We start from the raw sequence: 18,169 nt of genomic DNA, 5'->3' as shown, positions 1-18,169 counted from the left end.
TCCGTTCATTACAATTATTGCGCTTCGCTTTTTACACCCTTTTCCATTGCTTTCCAAGCCAATGTTGCACATTTAATGCGAGCTGGGAATTGCGACACGCCTTGTAGCGCTTCTACATCACCTAAGTCATATTTGTCTAGGTCGTACTCTTCACCAAGCATCATTTTTGAGAAAATATCTGCTAGCTCTAACGCCTCTTCAAGTTTTTTTCCTTTGATGATTTGTGTCATCATCGATGCAGAGGACATGGAAATCGAGCAGCCTTCACCATCAAATTTCGCGTCCTCTACAATACCGTCAGTCAATTTTAATGTTAAATGAATGCGGTCACCACAAGTAGGGTTATTCATATCGATTGTGACGTTATTTTCTTGTAAAATCCCTTTGTTACGAGGGTTTTTATAATGTTCCATAATAACAGAACGATATAGCTGATCTAAATTATTAAAAGACATCGTTGAAATACTCCTTCGCTGAGCGCAGTCCTGCAACTAAGCGGTCGATATCTGCTTCATCATTATATAGATAGAAGCTTGCACGTGCTGTTGCAGTTACTTGAAGCCATTTCATTAACGGTTGAGCACAGTGGTGACCAGCTCGTACTGCGATTCCATTCATATCTAATACTGTTGCAACATCATGTGGATGGACATCATCTAAGTTAAATGTCACAAGTCCACAGCGCTGCATTGGATCGCGAGGACCAAAAATTTGTAAGCCTTCGATTTTCTCTAGCTCATCCATTGCATATGCAGCTAATTTATGCTCATGTGCAGCTATATTATCTAAGCCGATTTCATTTAAGAAATCGATTGCTGCACCTAAGCCGATTGCTCCTGCAATGATTGGTGTACCACCTTCAAATTTCCACGGTAGCTCTTTCCATGTTGACTCATAAAGACCTACGAAATCAATCATTTCACCGCCAAATTCGATTGGCTCCATGTTGTCTAAAAGCGCCTCTTTTCCATATAGTACACCAATACCTGTTGGCGCACACATTTTATGCCCAGAAAACGCTAAAAAGTCACAATCTAAATCTTGCACATCGACTTTGACATGTGGTGCTGCCTGTGCTGCATCAACAACGATAATTGCTCCGTTGTCATGCGCAATTTTCGCAATATCCTTAATTGGATTAATCGTTCCTAAAACATTCGATACGTACATAATAGAGACAATTTTTGTTTTGCTAGTAATTGCTGCACGCACTGCATCTAAAGAAATCGTGCCATCTTGTTGTAAATCAATATATTTCAGCACAGCTCCCTTTTCTTTCGCAAGCTGCTGCCATGGGATAATATTCGAGTGGTGCTCCATATACGTAATGACAATTTCGTCACCCTCTTGCAGCGTTTGACGACCATAGCCTGCTGCCACTGTATTTAAAGCTGTTGTTGTACCACGTGTGAAAATAATTTCCTTTGTAGAACGAGCATTAATAAATTTACGTACCTTTTCGCGTGCACCCTCATAAGAATCCGTTGCGCGGTTTCCTAAAGTATGCACTCCACGATGGACGTTCGAATTATCAAATTCGTAATATTTTTTTAATGCTTCAATCACTTGAATAGGCTTTTGCGACGTTGCTGCACTATCAAGGTAAACGAGCGGATGCCCATTTACCTCTTGATTTAGCACAGGAAAATAGTTTTTTATGTCTTTTATATTCATTATCGAACTTTCCTTTCGATAACCTCCGTCAGTTGCTTTTTAACGCCCTCGATTGGCAACTTTGTCACAACTGGCGCAAGGAATCCGTGAATGACAAGACGCTCTGCCTCTGCTTTTGAAATACCGCGACTCATTAAATAGTAAAGCTGAATCGGGTCAACACGACCTACAGATGCTGCGTGTCCTGCTGTTACATCGTCTTCATCAATTAAAAGAATTGGGTTAGCATCGCCACGTGCTTTTTCAGAAAGCATTAGAACGCGTGATTCTTGCTCTGCGTTTGCCTTTGTTGCACCATGCTCGATTTTACCGATACCGTTGAAAATAGATTGTGCACCGTCTTTCATTACACCGTGCTTTAAAATTTGCCCATCAGAGTTTTTACCCCAGTGGCGTACTTCTGTTGTGAAGTTTTGCTTTTGCGTACCGCGACCAACAACAACTGTTTTCGTATCTGCAACAGAGCCATCGCCGATTAAATGTGAAATATTTTCAGAAATTGTATCTGAATCATTCATTAAGCCAAGTGCCCATTCAATTTTGCCATCACGTGCAATGTTTGCACGACGGTTTACATATGTTGTAAAGCCTTTTGCAAGAACATCTACAGCACCGTAAACAACTTGCGCATTGTCTTTGATAACAACTTCCGCAATGATATTTGCTTGTCCCTTTGATTCTTCAATTGTCGATACATATGTTTCAACATATGTTACACTTGAAGATTCTTCAGCTACAACTAATACGTGGTTAAATAATGAAGCATCTGCATCATCATTAACAAAAACAACTTGTAATGGCTCTTCTACAACAACGTTGCGTGGTACGTAAACAAATACGCCACCATTGACAAGTGCTGCATGGTAAGCAGCTAATTTATGCTCATCTACTTTAACAGCCGTTGTCATGAAATATTTTTGTACTAAATCGCTATGCTCACGAACTGCTGTTAAAATATCTGTGAAAATAACACCTTGTGCTTTTAGCTCTTCTGAAACTTTGCTAAATGCTGGTGTGTTATTGCGTTGAATGTAAAGATTTTGTTGCCCCTCTACATCGATTAAAGCAGCTACCTCTGCTGGTAAGCTATCTAATGATGCGTATGGTGCACTTTCTACTGTATGTTTAGGGAATTCAGTAAAGTTCCATTTTTTAATATTCGTTTTATCAGGCGTTGGTAATGCTAGCTCTGCCGCTTGTGCAAGTGCCGCCTCGCGGAAATCAGCAAACCACGCTGGCTCATTGTTGCTTTGTGAGAACGAGCGTACTTCTTGTGCTGATAACGCCAATTTTGTTTCCACCGTCATCTTGTTCGTCCTCCTCTAATTATGCTTCTGCTTCTACAGTTTCTTCTTCGATACCTAGCTCTTGCTTAATCCAGTCGTAACCATCTGCCTCTAAGCGTTGTGCAAGCTCTGCACCGCCAGATTTCACAACTTTACCTTGCATCATTACGTGTACATGGTCTGGTGTGATATAGTTTAATAAGCGTTGATAGTGCGTAATCATTAAGCAGCCGAAGCCTTCGCCGCGCATTTCGTTAATGCCTTTAGATACCACTTTTAATGCATCGATATCAAGACCTGAGTCGATTTCATCAAGAATTGCGAATGTTGGCTTAATCATCATTAATTGTAAAATTTCGTTACGCTTTTTCTCACCACCAGAGAAGCCTTCGTTTAAGTAACGTTGACCCATTTCCTCTGGCATTTCTAAAAAGTCCATCGTTTTATCTAATTCGCGGATAAATTTCATTAAAGAAATTTCATCGCCTTCTTCGCGACGCGCATTGATTGCTGAGCGTAGGAAGTCTGCGTTTGTTACACCAGCGATTTCAGATGGGTATTGCATTGCAAGGAATAAACCAGCTTTTGCACGCTCGTCAACTTCCATTTCTAACACATTTTCACCATCTAATAATACTTCGCCTTGTGTTACTTCATATTTAGGATGACCCATAATTGCAGATGCTAACGTAGATTTACCAGTACCGTTAGGACCCATAATTGCGTGTACTTCATTTGTATTGATTGTTAGGTTTACACCTTTTAAAATCTCTTTTCCGTCGATTTCAACGTGAAGATCTTTAATTTCTAAAGTTGCCATTAAATTACCTCCATAATGTTCATTGCATGGGTATCCCATTGCATAATTATTGTCATGTACAATCTTAACTGAAAAGAGCTAGTGTTGCAAATAGTTTAGAATAATTTTAATTAAATAATTGTAAAAAAAGATAGTAGCCAGTATGCAACAATTCATAATTTATTAATAATGCAGTAGCAACAATTATCAATTAGCTCATTGTCAATAAGAATTATGGCTCAAGTAATAGTTAGAGCGCACGTAAAGTTTTAATTTGCTTTATCTGCATTTTTAACAAATAAAGGAGCGCTCATAATTAGAACGCTCCCTCATTTATTATTATTGCGAAATCGCTAGTTCTTTCATTAAATAGGCATCCACACTCGCAGCGACAGAGCGTCCCTCTTTAATCGCCCAAACAATTAAGCTTTGCCCTCTACGTGCATCACCTGCCGCAAAAATACCTGGTACATTTGTAGAGAAGTCCTTAATAGATGCTTGAATACGATTGTTGGCAATCGTCACACCAAAATGCTCTGGTACTGTATGCTCTACACCTTCAAAGCCAATCGCTACAAAAACGTGCTGAGCTGGCCATATTTTTTCAGTGCCAGGTAGCTCCTTAAAATAATAGAAGCCATCATCCCCTAGCACTTTTTCCATTTGAATTGTATGCAATGCTTTCACACAACCACTCGCATCCTTTTCAATTTTCGTTGTTTGAATGCAATATTCACGCGGATCATGCCCCTGCGCTGCCTCCACCTCTGCATAAGCGTAATCTAGCGTATAAACATTCGGATCTTTCGGCCACGGTGTCTCCTCTGTACGTCCTGTCGGTAGCTTTGGATGCTTACCAAATTGGTAAACCGAGTTGCATTTTTGGCGAATAGCTGTTGCCACACAGTCAGCCCCTGTGTCGCCACCACCAATAACGATGACATCCTTCCCCTCTACATTCAATGCTTGCCCGTCCTCAAAGTTTGAGTCTAATAAGCTTTTTGTGACATCTGTTAAATAATCCATCGCTAAATGAATCCCGTTTGCGTCGCTGCCCTCCATATGAAGCAAGCGCTGCTTTTGTGCACCTACACATAAAATAACAGCATCATAGGTGCTCTGTAGCTCATCGGCAGTAATATCTTTCCCTACCTCTGTATTGACAATAAATTCAATGCCCTCTTGACTCAAAAGGTCAACACGACGCTCAATAATATCCTTTTCTAGCTTCATATTCGGAATACCGTACATGAGCAAACCACCAAGGCGATCAGCTCGCTCAAAAACTGTCACAGCATGCCCTGCCTGATTTAATTGGTCAGCTGCTGCTAAGCCTGCTGGACCTGAGCCAACAATCGCTACTTTTTTACCAGTGCGCTGTGCTGGAATACGAGGTATTACCCAGCCATTTTCAAAGCCTTTATCAATAACGGTACGCTCAATCGACTTAATGGCAACAGCGGGGTCTGTAATCGCTAATGTACAAGACCCTTCACATGGTGCTGGACAAACACGCCCTGTGAATTCTGGAAAATTATTCGTCATATGCAAGCGCTCTAGTGCTTCCTTCCATTGCCCGCGATAAACTAAATCATTCCATTCTGGAATTACATTTTGAATTGGACAGCCCGCTGCTGTACCACGAATTTCAATACCCATATGGCAAAATGGTGTGCCGCAGTCCATGCAGCGTGCGCCTTGTATTTGCAATGCTTCATCTGTTAAGCGAGAAGCATACTCCTTCCAGTTTGTGATACGCTCTAGTGGCGCGATTTCCTTTGTTTTTTCTCTTTTATATTCCATAAACCCTGTAGCTTTTCCCATTCTAGACCCCCCCTTTACTTGGAAATAGCTAGCTCTTTTATGCTCGTTGCTTCGACAAATGCCTGCATTGCTGCTAAATCAGTTGTTAACCCCTGTGCCTCATGCTGAGCAATTTTATTCAGCATCGCCTGATAATCTGTTGGCACAACTTTGATCAAGCGCTGAACAGTTTGCTCCCAATTTTCTAACACCTCATAAGCCTTTGAGCTATTTGTATAATCATAGTGCTGTGTAATCATTGCATGGATGATATCCATCTCCTGTTTTTCTTCAAGCTTCGCAAATTCAATCATTTCCATATTGCACTGCGCTTTAAATGCTGCCTCGTCTGTTGGCAGCACATAGGCAATACCGCCTGACATACCTGCTGCAAAGTTTTGTCCTACATCGCCTAGCACAATAATTTTGCCACCTGTCATATATTCACAGCCATGGTCTCCAATGCCTTCAACAACGATATGTGCACCTGAATTACGAACTGCAAAGCGATGCCCTGCTCGCCCATTAATAAATGCCTGACCACTTGTTGCGCCATATAAACAAACATTGCCTGCAATGACATTGCGCTCTTGCTGTCCTTTAATCGGTGCAATCGCAAGCACTTTGCCACCAGATAAGCCTTTCCCAAAGTAATCGTTGACATCTCCTGCACAGCTTAATGTCATACCACGAGGCGTAAACGCACCAAAGCTCTGTCCTGCATGTCCTGTGAAATTTAGGCGAATCGTATGCTCTGGTAAGCCTTGCTCTCCATAGCAGCGAGATATTTCACTGCCGATAATTGTGCCGACAACACGGTCTGTATTTTTAATTGGATAGTGTAATGTAATAGGTGTTCTGCTTGCAATGCTCTGTTTCACCTTTGGCAACAGCTCACGCATATCAAAGCTTTCTGCAATTTTATGGTCTTGCTCCTGCTCTTTCGTACGCACGCCTTGCACCTGATATAGTAACGCTGTTAAATCGAGCTGTCCTGCCTTCCAATGCGCCTTCGCACGTTTAGACACTTCAAGGACATCTGTGCGTCCAACCATTTCCTCTACTGTGCGGAAGCCTAGCAATGCCATATACTCACGCATTTCCTCTGCTACAAAGCGGAAATAGTTCACAACATGGTCTGCATTCCCCATAAACTTCGCACGTAGCTCTGGATTTTGCGTTGCTACACCTACCGGGCATGTATCTAAATGACAAACACGCATCATCACACAGCCTAAAACGATTAATGGTGCTGTCGCAAAGCCATATTCCTCAGCTCCAAAAAGTGCTGCCATAATGACATCTTTTCCTGTCATTAGCTTGCCATCTGTTTCTAATACGACACGGTCACGCAAGCCATTTAACATCAGCGTTTGATGCGCCTCTGCTAAGCCTAGCTCCCATGGTAAGCCTGTATGCTTAATTGATGTTTTCGGTGAAGCACCTGTACCGCCATCGTAGCCTGAAATAACGATGACATCTGCCGCTCCTTTTGCTACGCCAGCTGCAATTGTACCAACGCCTGCCTTTGCCACAAGCTTGACAGAAATTCGTGCATAGCGATTGGCATTTTTCAAATCATGAATGAGCTCAGCCATATCCTCAATAGAATAAATATCGTGATGTGGTGGTGGAGAAATTAAACCAACACCTGGCGTGGAGCCACGTACCTCTGCCACCCATGGATATACTTTATTGCCCGGCAATTGTCCGCCTTCACCAGGCTTTGCCCCTTGTGCCATTTTAATTTGCAATTCCTCTGCATTCACTAAATAATGCGATTTAACACCAAAACGTCCTGAGGCAATTTGCTTAATCGCACTGCGACGGCTATCACCGTTTGCGTCTTGTATATAGCGAGCAGGGTCTTCGCCACCTTCTCCAGAATTTGAGCGTGCACCAAGGCGATTCATCGCAATCGCCAATGTTTCATGAGCTTCTTTCGATAATGAACCAAATGACATTGCCCCTGATTTAAAGCGTTTAACAATTGATTCCACCGATTCCACTTCCTCTAAAGGCAAACGCTTCTCCGCCTTTTTAAAGTCGAATAAATTGCGTAAAAAGCCGATGCGCTCTTCATTTGCCATTTCGGCATACATACGATATAAGCCGTAATCATTTTTACGTGTTGCCCATTGCAATGTATGAATTGTTTTTGGGTTGAAGGCATGATGCTCACCATTTGCACGCCACTGGAAGTCACTGCCTGAATCAAGCTCCTGCTGCTTCATTTGTAGTGCAGCTTGATGGCGCTTTTTCGTTTCTTCACCGATCGTTTCTAAATCAATGCCATCAATTTGCGAGGCTGTTCCTGTGAAATGCTCCTCAATAACAGCTTTACTAATCCCTACAGCTTCAAATATTTGCGCACCACGATAGGATTGCACTGTTGAAATACCCATTTTTGACATCACTTTGACAACGCCATCCGTTATGCCCTTACGGTATTTTTGAATCGCTGTTTGATAATGGAGTGGAATATGCCCTTTCTGAATTGCCTGCTCAATCGTTGCATATGCTAAATACGGATAAATTGCATCAACACCAAAGCCAATTAATGCAGCAAAGTGGTGCACCTCTCTCGCCTCGCCACTGCTAACAATAATGCTTACCTTAGTGCGTAAGCCTGTTCGCACTAAATATTGATGTAAGCTACTTGCAGCTAATAAAATTGGCACTGTTGGTATTGTGATATCCTCATTTTGATCTGTTAAAATTAACAATGTTGCACCATGCCCAATCGCCTTTTTCGCTTGCTGCTGTATACGCTGTAATTCTTCTGCTAAGCTTTCCTTAAATGTTAAATCCATCACAGTGTACTGGAAATCTGATTGTTTTAGTAGCTCGGTATATTCCCCATGCGTTAAAATTGGTGTATCAAGGAAAATTCTACGTGCATTTGCTGCTGTCGGATGCAATAAATTACCTTCAGCGCCAAGCAATGTCATGGTCGATGTGACAACATGCTCACGTATGGAATCAATCGGTGGATTTGTTACTTGCGCAAATAGCTGTTTAAAGTAATTGAACAGCGATTGTGGGCGCTCAGATAGTACAGCAAGCGGTGTATCATTGCCCATAGCACCAAGTGGATCCTTCCCTTCCTTCGCTAAAGGCACAATATATTTTTGAATATCCTCAAATGTATAGCCATAAATTTGCTGCTGACGTGTAATATTTTGCACTTGTACAGATGGCTCTTCCTTTGCTTCAAGCTTGACCATATGCTCCTCTAGCCACTCTGCATATGGATATGCTGCAGCCATTTCAGCCTTTAGCTCATCATCTGAGATGATTTTCCCTTGCTCTAAATCAACAAGCAGCATTCGCCCTGGACTAAGACGGTCCTTATATAAAACGTTTTCCTCTGCTATATCAATAACACCTGTTTCAGAAGAGAAGATAATATGGTCGTCCTTAGTTACATACAAGCGACCTGGACGTAAGCCATTGCGGTCTAAAATAGCGCCAATTTGCTTGCCATCTGTAAAGCAAATTGCTGTTGGCCCATCCCAAGGCTCCATTAAGCTTGCATGATATTGATAAAATGCTTTGCGCTCTTTTGCAATGCGTGGATTTTCTGTCCATGGCTCAGGAATTAGCATCATTGCTGTATGTGCAGGTGTGCGTCCTGCTAGTACGAAAAACTCAAAGGCATTGTCTAGCATTGATGAGTCTGAGCCTGTCGTATCGATAATCGGTAAGATTTTTTGTAAATCTTCCCCGAAAGCCTCTGAAATAAATTGCTGTTCACGTGCTTGCATCCAGTTAATATTGCCACGCAACGTATTAATTTCACCATTATGAATAATGTAGCGATTTGGATGTGCTCGCTCCCACGATGGGAATGTATTTGTAGAATAGCGTGAATGGACAAGTGCTAATGCGGAAACAAAATGCTCATCTTGTAAATCTAAATAAAATTCACGTACTTCCTCAGGTGCTAGCAGCCCTTTGAATACAATTGTTTGACTGGACATACTTGGACAATAAAAGGTATAATTTTGCGCTTTTGCCCAATGCTCTGCCTGTTTGCGAATTAAATATAGCTTGCGTTCAAAGGCAAGATTGTCTGTTGTATTAGCTGCGATAAATACTTGACGAACAATCGGCGCTGTCGCTTTTGCTACCTCGCTTAAACATTCTTTATTAATCGGTACTGTACGCCAAGCAATTAGTTGCTGCCCTTCTTGCGCAATCAATTCATTTATTTTTTCTTCGATTGCCTTGCGCTGTTCCTCATTATTTGTAAAAAATAATTGCCCAACACCGTACATCCCTTTATTAGGTAATTGTAGCTCTGGACATTGCGTTTTAAAAAAGGCATCTGGAATTTGCACCATCAGCCCTGCACCATCCCCAGTTTTCCCATCGCTTCCACGCCCTGCACGATGCTCTAAGCGACATAGCATTTCTAAACCATTTTTGACAATATCATGAGAAGGTTGCCCTTTAATATTTGCGTACATGCCAATACCACATGCATCATGTTCAAACTCTGGTGAATAAAGACCTTGTGTGACTGGCAATTGATGAAAAGTCATAGATGATCCCCCCAATTTTTTCAATAACGTATTTACATTTTATATTTTTCAGAATAATATAAACAATATATAGTTTGGATATAATCTATCTAAAAATCAGATGAATGGGGTGGAAACGTTGGAGTTACGTCAATTGCGTTACTTTGTTGAAGTGGCTGAACGCGAGCATATTTCAGCAGCAGCAGAGCATTTACATGTGGCACAATCAGCAATTAGTCGGCAAATTGCCAATTTAGAGGAGGAATTAGGTACCCCCCTTTTTGAGCGTGTTGGTCGCAATGTCAAGCTGACACCAGTTGGGAAAATCTTTTTAGAGCATAGCTTAACCGCTTTAAAGGCAATAGATTTTGCTACAAAGCAAGTTGAGGAATATTTAGACCCACAAAAAGGGGTCATTAAAGTTGGCTTCCCAACAAGCTTAGCAAGCTATGTTTTACCAACTGTGATTTCCGCCTTTAAACGCCAATATCCCGATGTCGCCTTTCAGCTGCGTCAAGGGTCTTATAAATACTTAATTGAAGCTGTAAAAAATCGAGAGCTCAATTTAGCTTTATTAGGGCCGATTCCACCAAAGGATGAGTTAATTGATGTCCGTGTGCTTTTTAGCGAAAATATGTATGCACTGCTGCCAACATCACATCCATTAGCTAAAAATGAATCGATTAATTTAATTGATTTACGTCATGAAAACTTTGTACTCTTTCCTGAGGGCTATGTTTTGCAAAAGGTGGTCGTCGATGCATGTCGTTCAGTAGGCTTTTTGCCAAACATTACATCTGAGGGTGAGGATATGGATGCATTGAAGGGGCTTGTTGCAGCTGGTATTGGTATTACACTATTACCTGAGAGCTCGCTCTATGACTCCACACCGCGCTTAACCGTCAAAGTACCTATTGCAATGCCTGTTATCCGCCGCACAGTTGGTGTCATTTATCCGACAACTCGCGATTTAGCACCATCAGAGCAAATCTTTTTATCGTTTGTTGGCGATTTTTTCTCAAGGCTGACGCAGTTTCAGTAAAGAATGTGGATCGTGACCACCACAGGAGCACACATTATGTAATGTAAAAGTAGAGGCTACCTGAAAAGAATCATCTTTTCAGGTAGCCTCTGTTTTAAGGGAGAACTTTCATAATAGTTGTAAGCGATTTAGAAAGTTATCTATTATTTTTCAACTGGTACAACAGCGCCGTCCCATTCCTCTAAAATAAAGTCTTGGATTTCTTTTGATGTTAATACATCTACTAATTTTTTAATTGAATCGCTGTTTTCATCGCCTGTACGTGTAGCGATAATGTTTACATATGGAGAATCTGAGCTCTCGATTGCGATTGAATCGTTAATTGGGCTAATGCCTGCATCGATAGCAAAGTTTGAATTAATGACAACAACGTCGCCTTCACCATTTTCAAAATAAGTAACTAACATTTCTGGTGCAGAGTCTGCATCAAATACAAGATTTTTTGGATTTTCTACAATATCCTCTAAACGCGCCTCAGATTTTACAACGCCTTCTTTTAAAGTAATTAAACCTAAGCTTTCAAACAATGTTAAAATACGACCTTGCTCTGTTACAGAGTTTGAAATAATAATTGTTGCGCCGTCTGGTAATTCATCAAGTGATTTATATTTTTGTGAGTAAACACCGATTGGCTCAATATGAATACCACCTGCATTCGCAAAGTCATAGCCTTTTTCCTTCATTTCATTTTCGAAATATGGAATCGTTTGGAAATAGTTCGCATCTAATTCACCAGAATCTAAATCTTGGTTTGGCAATATATAATCTTGGTATGGACGAACTTCAATTTCAACGCCTTGCTCAGCTAAAATTGGCTTCGCTTTTTCTAAAATAATATCATGTAAACCGTATGATGCACCTACTACTAATTTTGTTGGCTCTGCTGTTTCTGTTGTACCATTGTCACCTTCTGTGTTGCTACCTGTTGTTTCTTGCTCTTTATCTTCTTTAGCACCACAAGCTGCTAATACTAGCGCAAGTGCTGAGAATAATAAGATTGATAACCATTTTTTCATGTTTTTTCTTCCTCTCTTTTTTCACTTTCTATATGTCAACAAGTTACCTTGTAAAGACCTAACGTTTATCTACTTTGACTGTCAAAATATCGCCAATCCATTGAATAATAAAGACGATGACTAAAATAAAAATTGTTGCTACTTGTGTTACATCGCTACGGCTACGTTGGAAGCCATCGATATAGGCAAGCTGACCTAAACCACCTGCGCCGATAATCCCTGACATTGCTGTATAGCCAACAAGTGCAACGGCTGTTACTGTAATACCTGAAATCAAGGCAGGCAATGATTCAGGAATCAAGACCTTCCAAATAATCGTCGATGTTTTCGCCCCCATTGAACGTGCTGCCTCGATAACACCTTTATCAATTTCACGCAATGCAATAAGTACCATGCGCGCATAAAACGGTGCTGCCCCAACAATTAAAGCTGGTAGAGCGGCATTCGTTCCGCGAATTGTTCCAACGATGAATAACGTAAAAGGAATTAATAAAATAATTAAAACGACAAATGGAATGGAACGAAAAATATTAACGAGTGACCCTGTAATAAAATTGACAATTTTATTTGCCCACAACTGATGTGGGCTTGTTAAAAATAGTACAATCCCGATTGCTAGTCCTAAAATAAATGTAATTACAGTAGAAATTGTTGTCATATAAATCGTTTCATAGGCTGCTTGCCACATTTTGTCCCAATTGACGTTCGGAAATAATTGCTCAACCACGTTCAATCACCTCCGCTTGAATATTGTTTGTTGCTAATAGCTGCAATGCACTTTCAATATTTTCTTTACCTCCATCAATATGCACGATGAGCGTACCGTAAGGACCATTTGCCGTATGTGAAATAGCGCCATGCAAAATATTAATATCTACATCAAATTGCTTAATTAACTGCGACATAATAGGCTCTTTTGTTGATTGACCAACAAAGGTAACACGTACAATTTTGCCAGTCGGATAGTTTGTCACAATTTGCTCGATTGATTCCTTCGTCTCACTTGAATCAGAAACTTGCGACACAAAGTTTTTCGTAATCGTTGCCTGTGGATTTTGGAATATATCTAGCACCTTGCCTTGCTCCACAACTTGTCCAGCTTCCATCACTGCAACGCGATGACAAATTTTACGAATAACATGCATTTCATGTGTAATTAAAACAATTGTCAGCCCTAGCTTTTTATTAATATTCAAGAGTAGCTCTAAAATAGCATCCGTCGTTTCAGGGTCTAGCGCTGAAGTTGCCTCATCACAGAGCAATACTTCTGGGTTATTTGCTAATGCGCGGGCAATGCCAACTCGCTGCTTTTGCCCTCCTGATAGCTGTGAAGGATATGCTTTCTCCCTTCCGTTTAAACCGACTAGCTCCACTAGCTCCTGCACGCGGCTTGCTCGCTCGCTTTTGCTGACACCCGCAATTTCTAATGGAAATGCGATATTTTCCTCAACCGTACGTGACCAAAGCAAATTAAAATGTTGAAAAATCATGCTTATTTTCTGACGTGCTTGGCGTAAGCTTGCACCAGAAGTATGCGCAATATCCTCACCATTGACAATGACTTCTCCAGTTGTTGGCTTTTCCAAACCGTTGAGCAAGCGAATCATTGTACTTTTACCCGCACCGCTGTAGCCGATAATGCCAAATATTTCGCCTTGATTGATTGTTAAATTAACATCACGAACAGCGGTCAAATCGCCATTTTTCGTTTTGTAAACTTTCGTTATATTAGATAATTGAATCATCGTTATTCTCCTTTTAAAAATCAAAAAAACCTTTCCACTTTGAGCAAGCAGAAAGGTTTTACATAATGAATTTATGTTGAACCATTCTCTCATCTTTCAAAGTGTATACTTTGTGTGACTTGGCACCTTTTCACATTCGTGATGGTTGCCGGGCTTCATAGGGCACTTCCCTCCGCCGCTCTTTATAAGAGGATTTATTTAATTTGTAAATTTAGTATGAATGTACTTTATCACGATATAAAAAGTGCGTCAACTACTTTTTAATATTTCATATAAATTTAGTACGGATTGAAAGGCATAAATTTTTTCCATTGTGCCGTCATCCCTTGCTATTACTAGGCATGGAACACTTTCTACTTGCAACTCCAAGGCTAATTTTTCAGAATAGTTTAAATTCATTTTTCCTATTGGCATAGTAGGTAATAGCTGTTCCACGACATCCATCATTTTCGATGCGATGGCACATGTTCCACATATTGGCGTATATAAATATAGCGTGACAACATCATTATTAGTTAGCTGCTGTTGCCACTGCTCGATTGTCCATTCTTCCATTATCATTGTCCTACTTTGTACGTATATTTGCTTTTTTCAAAAGTGTAGCTAACACAGTTGTTGGGGTTGTTGCAACCTCTTTATATTGTGCAGGTATTTCGAGCTGAATAGCCTCTGAATAAACTCGCTTCATTAGCTTACGCATTTTTTGCCCTGATACATCCGCATCAAAAAGCGTATAAAATTTAAGATACTCATATGGTGCTAAAAGTTCAAGCAAATTGTCTTCACTCATCGTTCCGTTTGTACATAATATAATCGCATCCTCGGCAATTACTTGCTCCAGCTTTAATTTATCCGAACGCCCTTCTACAACCATACAAATCATCAAAATTCTCCTTTCATACGCAAATGGGGTGCCAGGAAAGCAGATCAACATCTGTTTTACCGACACCCCCTTTATATTTGTTTTACTCTGCAGTCATTTCGTCGTATTGCTCAGAAGTCATTAACTCATCTACTTCAGATGGGTTCGATAGCTCAACAACAACCATCCATGCTTGCTCATATGGAGACTCGTTCACGAATTCTGGGCTATCACCTAACTCTTCGTTTACTTCTACAACTTTGCCTGATACGGGCGCATATAGCTCCGATACAGTTTTAACTGACTCAACGCTACCAAATGGCTCGTTCAACGTTAATTCGTCGCCTACTTCTGGTAGTTCAACGAATACGATATCGCCTAGTTCATTTTGTGCAAAATGCGTAATACCGATACGCGCCTTGCCGTCTTCAACTTTTACCCATTCGTGCTCTTTAGAATAACGTAATTCTGTTGGTGTGCTCATGAAAACCCCTCCAAATATGTAATACATTCATTTTCAGTTTGCCATATTTCTTACGTAAAAACAAGCTACTATTCACGTTATTTCCACGATTCTAAGAAGTCAGACTCCTTGAAGCCTAACGTCACTTTTTTGCCATCCGTTACAAGCGGTCGCTTAATCAGCATACCATCAGACGCCAGCAAGGCTAATTGCTCATCCTCTGTCATTTCTGCTAGCTTATCCTTCAAGCCTAGCTCCTTATACTTCATCCCAGATGTATTAAAAAATTTCTTCAACGGCAGCCCGCTCGCCTCATAAATTGCTTGTAGCTGCTCCTTTGTCGGTGTTTCTTCTACAATATGTATCGACTCATACGTAATATGCTGATCGTCCAACCATTTTTGCGCTTTTTTACATGTTGAACATTTTGGATATTGATAAATTTGAATTGTCATTTGCCAGTCGCTCCTTTTTCATTGCTTCTTAAAAATCATATCATAAATTCTTTTAAAAAGACCTTGAAAAACATTTTATATCATATTACCTTGTTCTAGAAAGGGGACTGAAGTATGAACATGACAATTGAACAACTACCCTCATCAAGAATCGCCTATTTCCGAAGCATCGGGGAGTATGGGGGAGAGAAAAACCAAGAATTGATGGAAGCTTTTAAAGAATGGGCAAAATTGCAAAATATATTTGAGCAATCTATTATTTTAGGCATACCACAGGATAATCCACAAATTGTTCTGAAAGAGGAATGTCGTTATGATGTTTGTGCTATTGTAAGTGAAGATTTTAACGTCACAGCGCCCGCTCAAACTGGGCAATTTTCAGGTGGAAAATACGCTGTTTTCTTGCTTGATCATACAAAAGAGGCTGTGAGCGAATTTTGGAAAAATATTTTTAATGCGATTGAAAAAAATCATTTATCTATTAGGGAGCAGCCGATTATTGAGAGATATACGGCTCAAATGATTAATCAGCATTTATGCGAAATATTAGTGCCTATTCAGTAAAGGGTAGTGCTGTTATTTTTTAATTCAAAAGTAACAATTCGCTCTACCAAACATAAATAGAAGGCTATCCAAAATATTTGGATAGCCCCACAATATTAAACGATGTACTTCTCTGCCTCGATTAATTTCTCAGCAGCTTCACGTTTTTTCGTGATTAAGTTGTATGGGTTGTTGCGTGTTAATTTGCGCAGTGCTGATAATGTCATACGACCTGCATCACCTTCAACTGACGCAAGCAATGTATCCTTTGCTTCTTTTTCGATTTCTGCAAATGCTTCTTGACAGAAAATTTGCGTATATAGAAGCTTTTGTGCTGCTTTTTCTGCACCATCACGCTCGATTGCTTTTTGCGTGCGGATAACTGCTGATTCCATTGCGTATAATTGGTTGGCGATGTTGGCGATTTTCACCAATACCTCTTGCTCCGTCTCTAATTTCACACCGAAACGCTGAGCTGCTGCGCCTGCTGCTAATACGCCAATTTTCTTGGCGTTTTTCACTAAGTATAGCTCTTGTGCTAATGGCTCATCACCCACTTCTTCAGGCATCATCATTAATAGCTCTGATTGCAGGTTTTGCGCAACTTGTAATAATGGTAGCTCACCTTTTAATGCCTTTTTCATAAATGTGCCTGGTACAATCATACGGTTGATTTCGTTTGTACCCTCGAAAATACGGTTAATACGAGAGTCGCGGTAAATGCGCTCTACTTCGTATTCTGCCATGAAGCCGTAGCCGCCGTGTAATTGCACTGCTTCATCTGCTACATAGTCCAACGTTTCAGAGCCGAATACTTTAGCGATTGAGCACTCAATTGCATATTCAGCTACTGCACCAGCAATTGCTTTGCCATCCTTTTGTTCTTCAGCTGATAATTGACCTAGACGATCTTCGAAGTAGCCTACTGTACGATAGTTTAACGATTCAGATGCATAAATATGTGAAGCCATCGTTGCTAGCTTTTCTTTCGTTAAATTGAAGCTTGAAATTGGCGTATTGAATTGCTTACGTTGGTTGGCATATTGTACAGCTAATTCAAAGGCACGCTTTGAGCCCCCTACAGTACCTACACCTAATTTATAGCGTCCGATATTTAAAATGTTGAAGGCAATAATATGACCGCGTCCTACTTCACCTAATAAGTTTTCAACAGGTACTTCTGCATCCTCTAAAATTAATGTACGTGTTGAAGATGATTTAATCCCCATTTTCTTCTCTTCAGGACCTACAGAAACGCCTGGATATGAGCGCTCTACGATAAATGCAGAGAATTTGTCGCCATCAATTTTAGCGTAAACAACGAAGACATCCGCAAAGCCTGCGTTCGTAATCCATTGCTTTTCACCATTTAATACGTAGTGTGTGCCTGCATCGTTTAGCTTTGCTGTCGTTTTTGCGCCCAATGCATCGGAACCTGAGCCTGGCTCTGTCAAGGCGTATGCTGCAATTAATTCACCTGAAGCAAGCTTTGGTAAGTATTTTGATTTTTGCTCATGGTTTCCGAACAATACGATTGGTAATGAACCGATACCAACATGTGCACCATGTGTGATTGAGAAGCCACCTGCTACAGACATTTTTTCTGCGATTAGTGCAGAGGAAATTTTGTCTAAGCCTAAGCCTTCATATTCTTCTGGTACATCTGCTGCTAAAAGACCTAATTCACCTGCTGTTTTTAATAAACGTACAGAGTGGTCGAATTCATGGTTTTCTAAATTTTCTACAACTGGTAGTACTTCGTTTGCTACATACTCCTCTGTTGTTTTCGCAATCATTTTTTGCTCATCCATGAAATCCTCTGGTGTAATTACGCGATTAATATCTACTTCTTCTACTAAAAAGCTTCCACCTTTAATAATGTTTGTCATTATTAGTTCCCCCTTATTTTGAGTGCCAGGCACTCACACAATTCTCACACAATTTCCAATCTAGCC

At 40.5% G+C, this 18,169-nt stretch carries 16 protein-coding genes and 1 riboswitch; of the genes, 2 read left to right on the top strand and 14 right to left on the bottom strand.

Annotation, left to right across the window (positions count from 1 at the left end; all coding sequences use genetic code 11):
* Positions 1 to 14 precede the first annotated feature (14 nt).
* The 6 genes from sufU to gltB form a co-directional block, all read right to left on the bottom strand.
* Positions 15 to 455 carry a Fe-S cluster assembly sulfur transfer protein SufU gene (sufU, locus tag R6U77_RS10725; RefSeq protein WP_293927807.1) on the bottom strand — a complete coding sequence of 147 codons (441 nt, stop codon included), beginning with the start codon at positions 453 to 455 and terminating at the stop codon, positions 15 to 17.
* Positions 445 to 1,674: a cysteine desulfurase gene (locus tag R6U77_RS10720; RefSeq protein ID WP_319835659.1), complete on the bottom strand. Its 1,230-nt coding sequence runs from the start codon at positions 1,672 to 1,674 to the stop codon at positions 445 to 447. Before R6U77_RS10720 ends, sufU begins: the two co-directional genes overlap by 11 nt.
* Entirely contained in the window at positions 1,674 to 2,981 is a 1,308-nt protein-coding gene (gene sufD / locus R6U77_RS10715) for a Fe-S cluster assembly protein SufD (protein WP_319835658.1), read from the bottom strand. The genes R6U77_RS10720 and sufD overlap by 1 nt, the downstream gene beginning before the upstream one ends.
* 19 nt (positions 2,982 to 3,000) lie before the next feature.
* Positions 3,001 to 3,780: a Fe-S cluster assembly ATPase SufC gene (gene sufC, locus R6U77_RS10710; protein WP_293927800.1), complete on the bottom strand. Its 780-nt coding sequence runs from the start codon at positions 3,778 to 3,780 to the stop codon at positions 3,001 to 3,003.
* 318 nt (positions 3,781 to 4,098) lie between these two features.
* Positions 4,099 to 5,583 (bottom strand): glutamate synthase subunit beta, encoded by a 1,485-nt coding sequence (locus R6U77_RS10705; RefSeq protein WP_319835657.1) that lies wholly within the window; start codon positions 5,581 to 5,583, stop codon positions 4,099 to 4,101.
* 14 nt (positions 5,584 to 5,597) lie between these two features.
* Positions 5,598 to 10,109: a glutamate synthase large subunit gene (gltB, locus tag R6U77_RS10700; protein WP_319835656.1), complete on the bottom strand. Its 4,512-nt coding sequence runs from the start codon at positions 10,107 to 10,109 to the stop codon at positions 5,598 to 5,600.
* A gap of 118 nt (positions 10,110 to 10,227) precedes the next feature.
* Here gltB and R6U77_RS10695 point away from each other — a divergent pair, with 118 nt between their 5' ends.
* On the top strand, positions 10,228 to 11,130 hold the full coding sequence (locus tag R6U77_RS10695; RefSeq protein WP_293927792.1) for a glutamate biosynthesis transcriptional regulator GltC: 903 nt from the start codon (positions 10,228 to 10,230) through the stop codon (positions 11,128 to 11,130).
* Between the two features lie 143 nt (positions 11,131 to 11,273).
* Here R6U77_RS10695 and R6U77_RS10690 read toward each other — a convergent pair whose 3' ends face one another.
* From R6U77_RS10690 to R6U77_RS10660, 7 genes are all read right to left on the bottom strand, one after another.
* On the bottom strand, positions 11,274 to 12,146 hold the full coding sequence (locus R6U77_RS10690; RefSeq protein WP_319835655.1) for a MetQ/NlpA family ABC transporter substrate-binding protein: 873 nt from the start codon (positions 12,144 to 12,146) through the stop codon (positions 11,274 to 11,276).
* 58 nt (positions 12,147 to 12,204) lie between these two features.
* Entirely contained in the window at positions 12,205 to 12,873 is a 669-nt protein-coding gene (locus tag R6U77_RS10685; RefSeq protein WP_293927787.1) for a methionine ABC transporter permease, read from the bottom strand.
* The gene (locus R6U77_RS10680) at positions 12,866 to 13,891 is read right to left on the bottom strand and encodes a methionine ABC transporter ATP-binding protein (RefSeq protein WP_319835654.1); all 1,026 of its coding nucleotides are present in this window, start codon (positions 13,889 to 13,891) and stop codon (positions 12,866 to 12,868) included. The genes R6U77_RS10685 and R6U77_RS10680 overlap by 8 nt, the downstream gene beginning before the upstream one ends.
* 86 nt (positions 13,892 to 13,977) lie before the next feature.
* A riboswitch (SAM riboswitch) is annotated at positions 13,978 to 14,082 on the bottom strand.
* 58 nt (positions 14,083 to 14,140) lie between these two features.
* Positions 14,141 to 14,446 carry a thioredoxin family protein gene (locus tag R6U77_RS10675; RefSeq protein ID WP_293927781.1) on the bottom strand — a complete coding sequence of 102 codons (306 nt, stop codon included), beginning with the start codon at positions 14,444 to 14,446 and terminating at the stop codon, positions 14,141 to 14,143.
* A 10-nt stretch (positions 14,447 to 14,456) separates the two neighbouring features.
* The gene (locus tag R6U77_RS10670; RefSeq protein ID WP_293927780.1) at positions 14,457 to 14,774 is read right to left on the bottom strand and encodes a toprim domain-containing protein; all 318 of its coding nucleotides are present in this window, start codon (positions 14,772 to 14,774) and stop codon (positions 14,457 to 14,459) included.
* 82 nt (positions 14,775 to 14,856) lie between these two features.
* A complete protein-coding gene (gcvH, locus tag R6U77_RS10665; protein WP_293927779.1) occupies positions 14,857 to 15,237 on the bottom strand; it encodes a glycine cleavage system protein GcvH in 381 nt (126 codons plus the stop codon).
* 77 nt (positions 15,238 to 15,314) lie between these two features.
* Positions 15,315 to 15,671: an arsenate reductase family protein gene (locus R6U77_RS10660; RefSeq protein ID WP_293927778.1), complete on the bottom strand. Its 357-nt coding sequence runs from the start codon at positions 15,669 to 15,671 to the stop codon at positions 15,315 to 15,317.
* Between the two features lie 114 nt (positions 15,672 to 15,785).
* Between R6U77_RS10660 and R6U77_RS10655 the strand changes: the two genes are divergently transcribed.
* Positions 15,786 to 16,235, top strand: coding sequence for an AraC family transcriptional regulator (locus R6U77_RS10655; protein ID WP_319835653.1), 450 nt, complete (start codon positions 15,786 to 15,788; stop codon positions 16,233 to 16,235).
* A 95-nt stretch (positions 16,236 to 16,330) separates the two neighbouring features.
* Here R6U77_RS10655 and R6U77_RS10650 read toward each other — a convergent pair whose 3' ends face one another.
* Entirely contained in the window at positions 16,331 to 18,103 is a 1,773-nt protein-coding gene (locus R6U77_RS10650) for an acyl-CoA dehydrogenase family protein (RefSeq protein ID WP_319835652.1), read from the bottom strand.
* Between the last annotated feature and the right edge of the window lie 66 nt (positions 18,104 to 18,169).

This window comes from Lysinibacillus louembei (assembly GCF_033880585.1).
Classification (GTDB): Bacteria; Bacillota; Bacilli; order Bacillales_A; family Planococcaceae; genus Metasolibacillus; species Metasolibacillus louembei.
The sequence above is the reverse complement of the archived record's forward strand: the minus strand, read 5'-3'. Positions and strand labels throughout refer to the sequence as shown.

What these genes read in the sequence shown, in the direction of transcription:
- sufU (WP_293927807.1), bottom strand. Translation starts at nt 455, where the DNA reads ATGTCTTTTAATAATTTAGATCAGCTATATCGTTCTGTTATTATGGAA.
- R6U77_RS10720 (WP_319835659.1), bottom strand. Translation starts at nt 1,674, where the DNA reads ATGAATATAAAAGACATAAAAAACTATTTTCCTGTGCTAAATCAAGAG.
- sufD (WP_319835658.1), bottom strand. Translation starts at nt 2,981, where the DNA reads ATGACGGTGGAAACAAAATTGGCGTTATCAGCACAAGAAGTACGCTCG.
- sufC (WP_293927800.1), bottom strand. Translation starts at nt 3,780, where the DNA reads ATGGCAACTTTAGAAATTAAAGATCTTCACGTTGAAATCGACGGAAAA.
- R6U77_RS10705 (WP_319835657.1), bottom strand. Translation starts at nt 5,583, where the DNA reads ATGGGAAAAGCTACAGGGTTTATGGAATATAAAAGAGAAAAAACAAAG.
- gltB (WP_319835656.1), bottom strand. Translation starts at nt 10,109, where the DNA reads ATGACTTTTCATCAATTGCCAGTCACACAAGGTCTTTATTCACCAGAG.
- R6U77_RS10690 (WP_319835655.1), bottom strand. Translation starts at nt 12,146, where the DNA reads ATGAAAAAATGGTTATCAATCTTATTATTCTCAGCACTTGCGCTAGTA.
- R6U77_RS10680 (WP_319835654.1), bottom strand. Translation starts at nt 13,891, where the DNA reads ATGATTCAATTATCTAATATAACGAAAGTTTACAAAACGAAAAATGGC.
- R6U77_RS10675 (WP_293927781.1), bottom strand. Translation starts at nt 14,446, where the DNA reads ATGGAAGAATGGACAATCGAGCAGTGGCAACAGCAGCTAACTAATAAT.
- R6U77_RS10670 (WP_293927780.1), bottom strand. Translation starts at nt 14,774, where the DNA reads ATGATTTGTATGGTTGTAGAAGGGCGTTCGGATAAATTAAAGCTGGAG.
- gcvH (WP_293927779.1), bottom strand. Translation starts at nt 15,237, where the DNA reads ATGAGCACACCAACAGAATTACGTTATTCTAAAGAGCACGAATGGGTA.
- R6U77_RS10660 (WP_293927778.1), bottom strand. Translation starts at nt 15,671, where the DNA reads ATGACAATTCAAATTTATCAATATCCAAAATGTTCAACATGTAAAAAA.
- R6U77_RS10655 (WP_319835653.1), top strand. Translation starts at nt 15,786, where the DNA reads ATGAACATGACAATTGAACAACTACCCTCATCAAGAATCGCCTATTTC.
- R6U77_RS10650 (WP_319835652.1), bottom strand. Translation starts at nt 18,103, where the DNA reads ATGACAAACATTATTAAAGGTGGAAGCTTTTTAGTAGAAGAAGTAGAT.